10 protein-coding genes are annotated in these 12,917 nt (G+C 33.4%); 9 read left to right on the top strand and 1 reads right to left on the bottom strand.

The genetic code is table 11. From position 1 onward, the window contains the following. The first annotated feature begins 32 nt into the window (after nt 1-32). On the top strand, nt 33-443 hold the full coding sequence (locus C8D80_RS00780) for a DUF4293 domain-containing protein (protein WP_133606368.1): 411 nt from the start codon (nt 33-35) through the stop codon (nt 441-443). Between the two features lie 114 nt (nt 444-557). Here the strand turns inward: C8D80_RS00780 and C8D80_RS00775 are convergent, their stop codons facing one another. After that, nucleotides 558-1,052, bottom strand: a complete 495-nt coding sequence (locus C8D80_RS00775) for a metallophosphoesterase family protein (protein ID WP_133606366.1) — start codon at nt 1,050-1,052, stop codon at nt 558-560. A gap of 97 nt (nt 1,053-1,149) precedes the next feature. Here C8D80_RS00775 and truA point away from each other — a divergent pair, with 97 nt between their 5' ends. The 8 genes from truA (at nt 1,150) to C8D80_RS00735 (ending at nt 12,855) form a co-directional block, all read left to right on the top strand. Beyond that, nucleotides 1,150-1,902 carry a tRNA pseudouridine(38-40) synthase TruA gene (gene truA, locus C8D80_RS00770; RefSeq protein ID WP_133606364.1) on the top strand — a complete coding sequence of 251 codons (753 nt, stop codon included), beginning with the start codon at nt 1,150-1,152 and terminating at the stop codon, nt 1,900-1,902. Beyond that, nucleotides 1,902-3,722 (top strand): ABC transporter ATP-binding protein, encoded by a 1,821-nt coding sequence (locus C8D80_RS00765; RefSeq protein ID WP_133606362.1) that lies wholly within the window; start codon nt 1,902-1,904, stop codon nt 3,720-3,722. Before truA ends, C8D80_RS00765 begins: the two co-directional genes overlap by 1 nt. 56 nt (nt 3,723-3,778) lie before the next feature. Beyond that, a complete protein-coding gene (lpdA, locus tag C8D80_RS00760) occupies nt 3,779-5,167 on the top strand; it encodes a dihydrolipoyl dehydrogenase (RefSeq protein WP_133606360.1) in 1,389 nt (462 codons plus the stop codon). Between the two features lie 224 nt (nt 5,168-5,391). Continuing rightward, nucleotides 5,392-6,285: a hypothetical protein gene (locus tag C8D80_RS00755; protein ID WP_133606358.1), complete on the top strand. Its 894-nt coding sequence runs from the start codon at nt 5,392-5,394 to the stop codon at nt 6,283-6,285. 270 nt (nt 6,286-6,555) lie between these two features. Beyond that, on the top strand, nt 6,556-8,040 hold the full coding sequence (locus C8D80_RS00750) for an FAD-dependent monooxygenase (protein WP_317125857.1): 1,485 nt from the start codon (nt 6,556-6,558) through the stop codon (nt 8,038-8,040). Nucleotides 8,041-8,264: 224 nt separating this feature from the next. Beyond that, nucleotides 8,265-10,025, top strand: a complete 1,761-nt coding sequence (locus C8D80_RS00745; protein ID WP_133606356.1) for an Ig-like domain-containing protein — start codon at nt 8,265-8,267, stop codon at nt 10,023-10,025. A 14-nt stretch (nt 10,026-10,039) separates the two neighbouring features. Continuing rightward, a complete protein-coding gene (locus C8D80_RS00740; RefSeq protein WP_133606354.1) occupies nt 10,040-12,040 on the top strand; it encodes an OmpA family protein in 2,001 nt (666 codons plus the stop codon). An 80-nt stretch (nt 12,041-12,120) separates the two neighbouring features. After that, nucleotides 12,121-12,855 carry a heavy-metal-associated domain-containing protein gene (locus C8D80_RS00735; protein WP_133606352.1) on the top strand — a complete coding sequence of 245 codons (735 nt, stop codon included), beginning with the start codon at nt 12,121-12,123 and terminating at the stop codon, nt 12,853-12,855. Nucleotides 12,856-12,917: the final 62 nt, after the last annotated feature.

Genomic DNA, 12,917 nt, shown 5'->3' with positions numbered 1-12,917 from the left:
ATACTATTTTTGCTTTACAAAAGTAGAGAACAATGTTACAAAGAATTCAAACGGTTTATATGGCAATCAGCGCAATAGCTATGGGTGCTTTGCCTTTTGTATTTTCCTTATGGACGACAACAGATAAAAAAGAGGTGTTTTTTACATCTTCATTATTATACATTGTGTTTTTTGTAGTATCGGCTTTATTAGCGGTTTTTAGTATTATCAATTTTAAAAAGAGACAACATCAATTTGTGTTAAACAGATTGAACATGATATTTAACTTTATTTTACTAGGATTTTTTGTGTATCGCTCGCTAAACTTATCCGGAGAAACTAATGTTTCAGAGAAGGGTATTGGGATGTTTCTTCCTGCAATTTCTATCGTTTTATTAGTCTTGGCCAACAAGGCAATAAAAAAGGACGAAGATCTCGTAAAATCTGTTGATCGATTACGATAAACCTATCATCTTAGTTTATTAGTGCGAAGAAAAAATCCGAAGCGAAAGTTTCGGATTTTTTTGTTTTGAATGTTAAATAACGAACTTGGAACAACGAATTTTGAAGTTTGAGAACTACTTCTTACCCAACTCAATCACTTCTAAACTCTGGATTTTATCGCCATCAATTTCAAAGCGCAACATCGTTCTTACTTGATGAAAACCATATTTTCCACAAGCGCCTGGATTCATGTGTAGTAAATTCAACTTCTTATCAAATTGTACTTTTAAAATGTGAGAATGACCGCAAATAAATAATTTCGGAGGATTTTTAGTGATTTCTGCTCGTATTGATGGGTTGTATTTATCAGGATAACCGCCAATATGCGTAATCCAAACTTCTACTCCTTCACAGAAAAAACGATTGTTTAATGGGAATTCCATTCGCGCTTTATCATCGTCGATATTACCATAAACACCTCGAAGTGGTTTTAATTTTTTTATGGCATCAGTAACTGCTAAATCGCCAATATCGCCTGCGTGCCAAACTTCATCGGCTTGGTTGACATATTTCAAAATGGCATCATCAATATGACTGTGCGTATCGGATAACAAAAGAATTTTCTTCATAAGACAAAATTAAGTTTTTATTATCACAATTTGAAAGTAACTTTACTTTTGAATTTTGTAAATTTGCAAGCTATTTAAGAAAACGGAACACCCTATTTTGAGATATTTCATAGAATTTGCCTACAACGGAAAAAACTTCCACGGATTTCAGAGTCAGCCTGACGCCGCTTCGGTACAGGAAACTTTGGAGAAGGCACTTTCTACCCTTTTCAGAGAAACTATCGCTATAGTAGGCGCCGGAAGAACCGATTCAGGCGTGCATGCTAAGCAAATGTATGCGCATTTTGAAACCGAATTGGAATTGGATTCCGATTATTGGTCGCACAAATTGAATTCGTTTTTACCGCCATCAATTGTGGTGTATCGAATTTTTAAAGTGGCGGAAGATGCTCATGCGCGTTTTGATGCCTCTTCCAGAACTTACGAATATTACATGCACACGTTTAAAGATGCATTTATTACTGATGGAAGCTGGTATCATTCCCATCAATTGGACATGGATAAAATGAATGAAGCGTGTAAAATTTTGTTTGAATACATCGATTTTGAGTGTTTTTCCAAAGTGCACACCGATGTGAATACCTTTAATTGTAAAATTTCAGAAGCACATTGGAAACAATCGGGAAATCAACTTATCTTTACCATCACAGCCGATCGATTTTTGCGCAATATGGTAAGAGCGATTGTGGGAACGATGGTAAACATCGGTTTAGGAAAGATTGAAGTCGCTGATTTAAGAACGATTATCGAAAGTAAAAACAGAGGAAAAGCCGGATTTTCAGTTCCAGCACATGGATTGTATTTGGTGAATGTTGCTTATCCCTACATAAAAGAAAGAGAAAAAAATTAATGAGTAAAAGAAAAAAATCGTCGTTTAATAAATTGCTAGTTTACGCAAAACCGCATAAAGGGAAATTATACTTTGTGTGCTTTTGGGCTGTATCCTTAGCTTTTATTAGTGCTTTTAGACCATTTTTATTGAATTTTACGATTGACAATTATCTAATTGAAGTAAAAAAAGAAACTGATGTAATTCAGCAGTATTTTGAAGGTTTGATGCTTTCCATCTTTCCTGGAAACGATAATTTCTCCAACCTTAAAATATTAGTAATTATAATGTTTGTGGCGCTTTTACTTGAAGCTATCTCACAATTTTACTTTACTTACATTGCGAATTGGTTAGGACAAGACATCATTAAAGATTTACGAAACAAACTATACGATCATATTACTTCGTTTAAAATGAAGTATTTTGATAATGAGCCTGTTGGAAAATTAGTAACGCGTTCGGTTTCGGATATTGAATCAATTGCTAGTATATTCAGTCAAGGATTATTTATGATTATTAGTGATGTTTTAAAAATGATAATCGTAATTGCTTTTATGCTTATTGTCAATTGGAAAATTACGGGAATTGTCCTTGCAATAATGCCAATAATACTAATAGCAACAAACATTTTTAATAAAAAAATGAAAGTCGCTTTTAACGAAGTTAGAAACGAAATTGCGAATCTAAATACTTTTGTTCAAGAACGTTTAACCGGAATGAAAATCGTACAGCTTTTCAACCGAGAAGCGATTGAATTAGAGAAGTTCAAAGAAATCAATCAGAAACACAATGTAGCTTGGTTGAAAAACATTTTATACAATTCCATCTTCTTCCCTATTGCCGATATTATCTCTAATATTAGCATTGGATTGGTCGTTTATTTTGGTGCATTATGGATTATTAATGGAGATACTGATACTTCAATTGGTCAATTAGTTGCCTTTAATATGTATATTTCTATGCTTTACAATCCATTGCGTCAAATTGCGGATAAATTTAACGTGATGCAAATGGGAATTGTAGCCGCTGATAGAGTATTCGAAATTCTAGAGAAAGACGAAAACGTTCAAGATAAAGGAACAGTTGAAGCGACTCATTTTAAAGGCTTTATTCAGTTGAAAGACGTTCGTTTTAGCTACATCAAAGATGAAGAAGTTTTAAAAGGCATTAATTTAGAAGTCCAACCTGGTGAAACTATCGCTATTGTGGGAAGTACAGGTGCTGGAAAATCGACCATCATCAATTTATTGAATCGTTTTTACGAAATCAATTCGGGTGAAATTACTATTGACAATCACAACATTAACGAATATACATTAGAAAGTCTTCGCAAGCAAATTGCTATTGTGTTACAAGATGTTTTCTTGTTTGCCGATACCATTTATCACAACATTACCCTTCATAACGAAGCCATTACAAGAGAAGATGTTATCACTGCGGCTAAGAAAATTGGCGTACACGATTTCATTATGAGTTTACCTGAAGGCTACGATTACAATGTAAAAGAACGCGGTGTAATGTTATCTTCTGGTCAGCGCCAATTGATTGCCTTTTTGAGAGCGTATGTGAGTAATCCAAGTATTTTGATTTTGGATGAAGCCACATCATCAATCGACACGCATTCTGAGGAATTAATTCAAAAAGCTACGGAAACCATTACTAAGGATAGAACTTCTATAGTTATTGCACATCGCTTGGCAACCATTGTTAATGCAAGTAAAATTATTGTAATGGACAAAGGTCAAATTGTGGAACAAGGCACACATCAAGAATTGTTAACAAAAGCAAATGGTTACTACAAAAAACTATATGATTCTCAATTTGCCGTGGAAGTAGAATAATTTGAAATAATTCCTTAAATTCGCAACTTATAAATAAAACTGAAATACTTTTAAAAATGAAATACGATATCATAGTTTTAGGAAGTGGTCCTGGTGGTTATGTAACTGCTATTAGAGCATCACAATTAGGCTTCAAAGTAGCCGTTATCGAAAAAGAAAATTTGGGTGGAATTTGTTTGAATTGGGGTTGTATTCCAACGAAAGCATTATTAAAATCGGCTCAAGTTTTTGATTACCTAAAACATGCTTCAGATTACGGATTAACCGTTAAGGAATTTGACAAAGATTTTTCTGCTGTTGTAAAACGTTCTCGTGATGTAGCAGAAGGAATGAGCAAAGGTGTTCAATTCTTAATGAAGAAAAATAAAATCGACGTTATTGATGGTTTTGGAAAAGTAAAACCAGGTAAAAAAGTAGACGTAACTGCTGCTGACGGAAAAGTAACTGAATATACTGCAGATCATATTATCATTGCAACAGGAGCGCGTTCTCGCGAATTACCAAACTTACCGCAAGATGGTAAAAAAGTAATCGGATACCGTCAAGCGATGACGTTAGCGGAACAACCAAAGAAAATGATTGTAGTAGGTTCTGGTGCGATTGGAGTTGAGTTTGCTCATTTCTATAACGCAATGGGAACTGAAGTTACAATCGTAGAATTCATGCCAAACGTAGTTCCAGTAGAAGACGAAGACATCTCAAAACAATTTGAGCGTTCGTTGAAAAAAGCAGGAATCAACGTAATGACAAATTCTTCTGTAGAAAGAATTGATACTTCAGGAAACGGAGTTAAAGCATTCGTTAAAACAGCAAAAGGAGAAGAAGTTTTAGAAGCCGATATTTTATTATCAGCAGTTGGAATTAAAACCAACATCGAAAACATCGGATTAGAAGAAACAGGTATTGCTACCGATAGAGATAAAATCTTAGTAAACGCATATTACCAAACTAACGTTCCAGGTTACTACGCTATTGGTGATGTAACGCCAGGACAAGCTTTAGCACACGTTGCTTCGGCTGAAGGTATTTTATGTGTTGAAAAAATTGCAGGTTTACACGTAGAAGCGTTAGACTATGGAAACATTCCAGGTTGTACGTATGCGACTCCAGAAATTGCTTCTGTGGGTATGACTGAAAAACAAGCGAAAGAAAAAGGATACGAAATTAAAGTAGGTAAATTCCCATTTTCAGCTTCAGGAAAAGCAAAAGCTGCAGGAACTCCAGACGGATTTGTAAAAGTAATTTTTGATGCTAAATACGGTGAATGGTTAGGTTGCCACATGATTGGTGCTGGTGTTACTGATATGATTGCAGAAGCAGTTGTAGCGCGTAAATTAGAAACTACAGGACACGAAATCTTAAAAGCAGTTCACCCTCACCCTACTATGAGTGAAGCGGTTATGGAAGCTGTGGCTGAGGCTTACGGTGAAGTGATTCACTTATAAGTACGAGGTACGAAGTTTTAAGTACAAAGTATATAGAAATCCGATTTGTGAAAGCAAGTCGGATTTTTTTGTTGATAACTTGGAAAGGGTTTGTAGGAAAAATTAATTATATTTGAAAATAAATATTACATTTAATTTAAAATTTAGAAATATTAAAAAAGTCGGAAAAACCGAAACAGCGACTTAAAATACTGAAAGTAAGTAGTAAAATAATTCTTTTTTTTATGAAAAAAATCCTTTTAATGAGTTTTATTTTGAGTAATTTAATTATTTCTTGTAAGAATGATAACAACTTGAAAAATATTAATTCAGAGAATCTACTAACTTCTGATGAAATTTTTAAAAATAAAGATACATTAACTAATAAAGGTGTCTTAAATTTTTTAAAACAATATTATGTTGCCGTAAATTTTGAAGAGTCAATAAAGAATGACCCAAACTTAAACAAAGAAGCTTTAAAAAATTTAATAACAAAATATATCAATGAAGATTATACCATCCAAAAAGATAAATTTTTTAAAGAATTTCAAAATAAATTATTTGCTTTAATAAAAAAATCAAATTCTAAAAAAGTTTTTGAAGAATCTCATTATAATTTACTGTCTGAATATGGTGATTATGGATTTGGTTACTCACAATATTCATTCGGAGAATTATCTGATGATTTAATTTTAGTCAATCGTATTTTTTATGGAATGATGAATATGGAGAATATTATTTTTAGACTTCAAAAAAATCAAAATGGAGATTATAATTATATAGAATTTAATGAAGATAGTTTATCTAAATTAACAGAATCTGCAATTGTTAAGTTGGAAAAAGAAAAAAACACAAAATTTGAAAGACAAGGAAACCGTGGACAAGTTTATCATACCACTACAATTAATGGTGATAAATACTTTACCTTACCATTTTATGAAATAATTGAAGGAGATGAATGTCCTGGATGTGGTCATGTATATAATTTATTACTTGCATATAGTTTTAAAACTGATAAGTTTTTTTATTTATATGATAATCCTAAAATAAATACTGATGACTGGAAGTTTGATGAAAACGAGGGTGGTGATAGTTGTTCCGTACCAACAAATAATTCTACATGGATTTCAATACAATAATTTTAACCAAGATAACACAAATAAAAAAAAACCGATAGCGGATTTACAATCCTTACCTACAAAACAAACAAAAATCCGACTCCACCACAAGTCGGATTTTTTTTCACTATTTCGGCTCAGGCATTGATTGTGAATTAGGTCTTATACTATTAATAGAACTATTAAATTTGTACATTTGAAAACAACTAAAAAATAAGAACATTACATTTAAAAAGTACTTTTATCTAATAATAAATCTACTGTAATAAAATTTTGATTTCGCATAAAACAATGATGGAAGTGGAAAAAGAGGAAAACATAAAAACATATTTTACTAGTTGTGAAGACTGTGCCGGAATTGGAAAGAAAACACGTAAAATAAGTAAAAAAGCACGGCTTCAATATCAAATTTCTTTAGAAAAATATTCAAATTCAACTTCTAATCAAATAGTCCCTACCCCACCAATTGGTCAAAAATATTCTTGTAAAACATGTAATGGAACTGGAATTCTTACTTCAGTAAATGAAATACAACCAGATACAGAAAACTTACCTCATGTTGCAATTATTGGTGGAGGAATTGGTGGTACAGCATTAGCTGTAGCCTGTTTACATCGAAAAATTCCTTTTACACTATTTGAACGCGACAATACCGTTAACGACCGATCACAAGGGTATGGCTTAACTTTACAACAAGCAAGTAAGACAATTGAAGCATTTGGAATCAACAATTTAAAAGACGCCATAATTTCTTCAAAACACATCGTGCATACTACTGATGGGAAAATAATTGGCGAATGGGGTTTAAGAAAATGGCTGCCTAACAACTCTACATCAAATACTTCTTCGGAAGAAAACTCAAAAAGAAAAAACATCCATATTCCTAGACAATCCCTACGAATGCAGTTACTCAATCAGCTTACTGATAGTAATTCTGTAAAGTGGGGACATCAATTAACCAGTATCAACGAACTTGAAAATAACGAAATTAACTTAGCTTTTCAGGTTAATGGCGAATTAAAAAAATTCAAAACTAATCTTTTAGTTGGCGCAGACGGAATTAGAAGTTCTGTTCGAAAGCAAGTCATTAATGAACAAGATTATCCTTTACGCTATTTAGGTTGTATTGTAATTCTCGGGATTTGTTCTTTAGAAAATTTGCAAAATTTAGAAAGCGATTTACTTGATTCGGAAACCGTTTTCCAAACCGCAAATGGGAACGAGAGAATTTACATGATGCCCTTTACCAAAAATTCTATAATGTGGCAACTTAGTTTTCCAATGACAGAAGAAGATGCAAAAGAACTAAGCAGTAAAGGAACAAAAGCATTAAAAGAAGAAGCGGCAAAAAAAACGCAATGGCATAGTCCCATTCCACAAATAATTGCAGCAACTAATGAAACCGAAATTTCAGGATATCCAGTTTACGACAGACAAACTTTACAAACAGAACAGTTAAAAAACGCTAAAAATATCACTCTAATTGGAGACGCTGCACATCCAATGAGTCCATTTAAAGGTCAAGGTGCAAATCAGGCTTTGTTAGATGCAATTTCTTTAGCCAGAAAAATTCATATAGGATGTAAAAATTCTACTTCATGGAAAACAAAAGGTCTCCGAGATTCAATTTTATCCGATTATGAAACAGAAATGGTACATCGTAGTGCCACAAAAGTAAAAGATTCTGCCGCTGCGGCTGAATATTTACATTCGGAAATTGTTTTAAATGTCGGTAACGAAACCCGAGGTAGTCGAAATAAAAAAAATAGTCTATGAGTTTAAATCAAATTACCATAACCGATTCAAACATGTTAAAATAGATTGATTTTTTCATACTCTCCGGCTAATCCCTTTGCATGAAAAATAAAAACCCAAAACCACCTATCTAAAACTTCAAGCCGGATGGTTTTTTTAGTAGGATATATGTAACAAATACATTTTGTTGTATAACACTATCGGTATAAATTAGGTTCACCTTTGTTTCATAAATAATTCATATAATGAAACAAAAAAACTTTCTAGTAACTATTGCGATAGTTTTAGCTACTTTAATCTCTGGTTGCGCAGAGGATGATTTTCAAGAAACGGCGGGCGTATGCCCATTAGTCATTGATACAAATCCTGATAACGCAGCTACAAACGTACCTCTTAATCAAGTAATCACGGTTACTTTTAATGAGGAAATGGACCCTTCGACTATAAATTCTTCTTCGTTTATTGTAACTGGCGCTTCAACTATTGCAGGTACTTTAACGTATTCTGGTGTAACGGCTACTTTTACTCCTTCTGTAAATTTAACTCCAAACACAACGTATGTAGTAAGAATTACTACTGCTGTAAAAGACTTAAGAGGAAATGCTTTGCAAGAAGATTACTTGTTTTCGTTTAGTACAGGGGCTACTTTACAACCTCTTGTCCTTACAACAAGTCCAACACCTAATGAAACAGGAGTGGTATTAAACAAAATAGTTAGCGCTACCTTTAATATGCCAATGGATCCAGCTACTATTAATACGTCTACATTTACATTGAAACAAGGTACTACTACCATTACTGGTGTTGTAACGTATTCAGGTAATACAGCCTTATTTACTCCAAATGCCAACTTAACTGCTAATACTGTTTACACTGCTACCATTACAACGGGAGCTCATAACATGGCTGGCGTTGCTTTAGCATCAAATTATGTTTGGAATTTTACTACTGGAGCTATTGTAGCGCCAAGAGTAATTCTGACTGATCCTTTTAATACTGAAACAGGTGTGCTATTAAATAAAGTCGTAACAGCAACATTTGATATGGCAATGGATCCTTTAACGATTACTACTTCTACTTTTACTTTAAAACAAGGAACGGATGTAATTTTAGGTTCTGTTAGTTATAGCGGAAACATGGCGTCTTTTACTCCAAACAATCCACTTTTAGCCAATGCTATATTTACAGCTACTATTACAACTGGAGCGAAAAATGTTGCTGGTATAGCTATTGCTAATAATTATGTTTGGACATTTAAAACTATTAATAGTTCGAATGCTCCCGATTTAGGTTCAGCTTCTCCTTTTGGAGCTTTTGGTGGAAACGCCGGAATAACCAATCAAGGAATAAATACTGTTATTAACGGAAGTATTGCTACTACTGCTGCTTCAACTTTAGTAACTGGTTTTCATGATGCAACAGCTATTTATACTGAAACACCTTTAAATGTAGGGAATGTAACAGGAGCTATTGCTACAGCGCCACCAATGCCAGGAACAGCGACTTCGTTTGCTATTGCACAACAAGCATTGTTAGATGCAAATGCGGCTTACTTAAGTATTTCGCCAGCGTCTATGCCGGGTGGAATTGATCCTGGAGCAGGAGAACTTGGCGGATTAACGTTAGCGCCTGGTATCTATAAATCAAATAGTGGTACTTTCAATATTTCAAATGGTAACCTAACGCTTGACGCACAAGGTGACCCAAATACTGTATGGATTTTTCAAACCGCTGCTGGATTAACAGTTGGTATTGCAGGTCCTACGGGAGCTAAAAGTGTTGTCTTAATTAACGGTGCTTTACCTAAAAATGTATTTTGGTACGTAGGAAGTACTGCAATTATTAATGGTGCTGGTGGTGGAACAATGGTTGGAACTATTATTGCCAATTCGGGAGTAACATTTTCAACTGCAGGTAATGCTGTTCAAACGGTTTTAAATGGTAGAGCGTTATCATTAGTTTCATCTGTAACAATGGTAAATACTACCATTAATGTTCCTCAATAATTAAAACTTAAATTATGAAAATAAATTATACAACAGCTATTGAATCTCCCAAAGCAAGATTCATGTCACAGCTTCAATTACAAACTTTGTTTGTAGTTACCTTAGTACTATTAGGTTTTACGAAAGTAAATGCACAAATAGAAGAATACACAAAACCTTCTTGGATGTTTGGTCTAGCAGCAGGCGCAAATTTTAATTTTTATGGTGGCTCTACTTTCATGTTAAACGAAGGTTTTACACCGCCAACTGCTTTTCATGATGGAAAAGGAATAGGTCTATTTATAGCTCCTAACATTGAATATCATAAACCAGGCACAAGATTGGGATTCATTTTTCAAGCGGGTTATGATAGCCGTCAAGGAAAATTTGATCAAGTAACAACACCTTGTAATTGTCCTGCCGATTTAAAAACAAAACTAAGCTACATTACCATTGAACCAAGTTTACGATTAGCTCCTTTTCGATCTAATTTCTACTTATATGGTGGACCTAGATTTGCTTTTGTTCAAGACAAATCGTTTACTTACGAACAAGGAACAAATCCAGATTTTCCACTTCAAGTGCCAAATCCCGATGTAAAAGGTGATTTTAGCGATGTAAATAAAACCATTATTTCTATGCAAGTAGGAATGGGTTATGATATTCCATTAAATTCAACAACTAGTAAAACACAATTTGTTTTATCTCCGTTTGTTGCTTATCATCCTTACTTTGGACAAAATCCTAGAGATGTTGAAACTTGGAATGTAAGTACTATTAGAGCTGGAGCCGTTTTAAAATTTGGTCAAGGCCATTTAGTTGAAGCAGCAGCTGTAGATGGAAAAGTGGTATTTTCGGCCATCCCTCCTACTAATGTTGAATATGTAAAAGTGGTAAGAGAAGTATTCCCTATCCGTAATTATGTGTTTTTTAATGAAGGTTCAACCGAAATTCCAAACCGCTATGTTGTATTAAACAAAAGTCAGGTGAAAGATTTCAAAGAAGATCAAGTACAATTTGATACACCTAAAAACATGTCGGGTCGTTCAGAACGTCAAATGTTAGTGTATTACAATATTTTGAATATTTTGGGTGACCGAATGGTTAAAAACCCAAATACCACAGTAACTTTAGTTGGTTCATCAAATAATGGTCGCCAAGAAGGATTAGTAATGGCTCAAAATATCAAAAACTATTTGGTAACTGTTTTTGAAATTAAAGAAAATAGAATTGCTGTAGAAGGTAGAGACAAACCAGAAGTTCCTTCGGAACAAAACGGTGGCACAAAAGAACTTGGATTACTAAGAGAAGGTGACAGAAGAGTTTCTATCGAGAGTAACTCACCTGAATTGTTGATGGAATTCCAAAGCGGTAAAAATGCACCATTAAAACCTGTAGAAATCGTTACGGGAAATCAAACTCCTAATAGTGATGTAGTTTTTAATGTTGAAGGCGCTGAAGAAAGCTTAAAATTATGGTCGTTACAGATTAAAGATGAAAAAGGAAAATCTCAAAACTTTGGTCCTTATATGGTTGAAAAAGTGAGCATTCCTAGAAAAACAATCATGGGCAACCAACCAGAAGGTGACTACAAAGTAATCATGACCGGAACTACAAAATCGGGTAAAATTATTAGTCAGGAAAGCACTATGCATTTAACGCCTTATGTGGCTCCAGTGGTTCAGGAAAGCATTCGTTTTAGTGTTATTTATGAATTCAACGAATCAAAATCAATCGCTATTTACGACAAGTATTTAACCGATATTGTGGCTCCAAAAATTCCGAAAAATGCTACTGTTATCATTACAGGACATACTGATGTTATTGGAGAAGTTGATTACAACAAAGATTTATCTTTAGCCAGAGCTAAAGATGTAAAAAGCATCTTAGAAAAAAGTCTTGCTGCCGCTGGAAGAACCGATGTAACATTTAAAGTTCGTGGTGAAGGTGAAGATGAAAAATTAGCACCATTTGAAAACAAATATCCAGAAGAACGTTTTTATAACAGAACCGTTATCATTGATATTGTGAAATAAATTTATGAGAATCCGTTTTGTTAACGCAAAACGGATTTTTTTTACAGTAACTTTAGGGTTACTTATTAAATCATATCAATATGAAGCATACGTACAAAATAACTGGAATGACTTGCACAAGTTGCGAAGAAAAAGTAAAGAACTCATTGTTACAAGTTAAAAATGTGACTTCTGTTACCATTTCTAAAGATACAGAGCTGGCAATAATAACCATGGATAAACATGTTGCTTTAAACGACTTAAAAGAAGCTTTAGATACTAAATACAATATTGAGACTCCTGAAGAAGTAGAAATTAATGAAGAAGTAAAAAGTTGGTTCGAAATTTACAAACCCATACTGCTGATCTTTTTTTACATCGTAATAGTCACTACAATTATGGCTTTACAAAGTATGAAATCAAATCAAATGGGACCAACTGAAATTGTAATGAAATGGATGAATCATTTTATGGGTGGTTTCTTTTTAGCATTTTCCTTTTTCAAGTTGTTGGATTTGAATGGTTTTGCAGAAAGTTATAAAATGTATGATATTATTGCTAAAAAAATACCATTTTGGGCCTATTTGTATCCTTTTGTAGAATTAGGTTTAGGACTTTCATTTCTGTCAAATTTGTTTCCTTTAGTAACAAATAGTATCACTTTCATCGTAATGTCAATCAGTATCATAGGAGTTTTGCAAGCGGTTTTGAATAAGAAAAAAATTCAATGTGCTTGTTTAGGAGCCGTTTTTAATTTACCAATGAGTACAATTACAATTATAGAAGATGCTCTAATGATACTGATGAGTGGCATTATGGTATTTGTTTTAATTTAATTTTTAAGCTAATAAATATATAACTGAAACATAAAATTATGTAAGTATTTAACTTTCATTAA

Source organism: Flavobacterium cheniae, assembly GCF_004363695.1.
GTDB lineage: Bacteria > Bacteroidota > Bacteroidia > Flavobacteriales > Flavobacteriaceae > Flavobacterium > Flavobacterium cheniae.
This window is presented reverse-complemented; position numbering and strand designations above follow the sequence as displayed.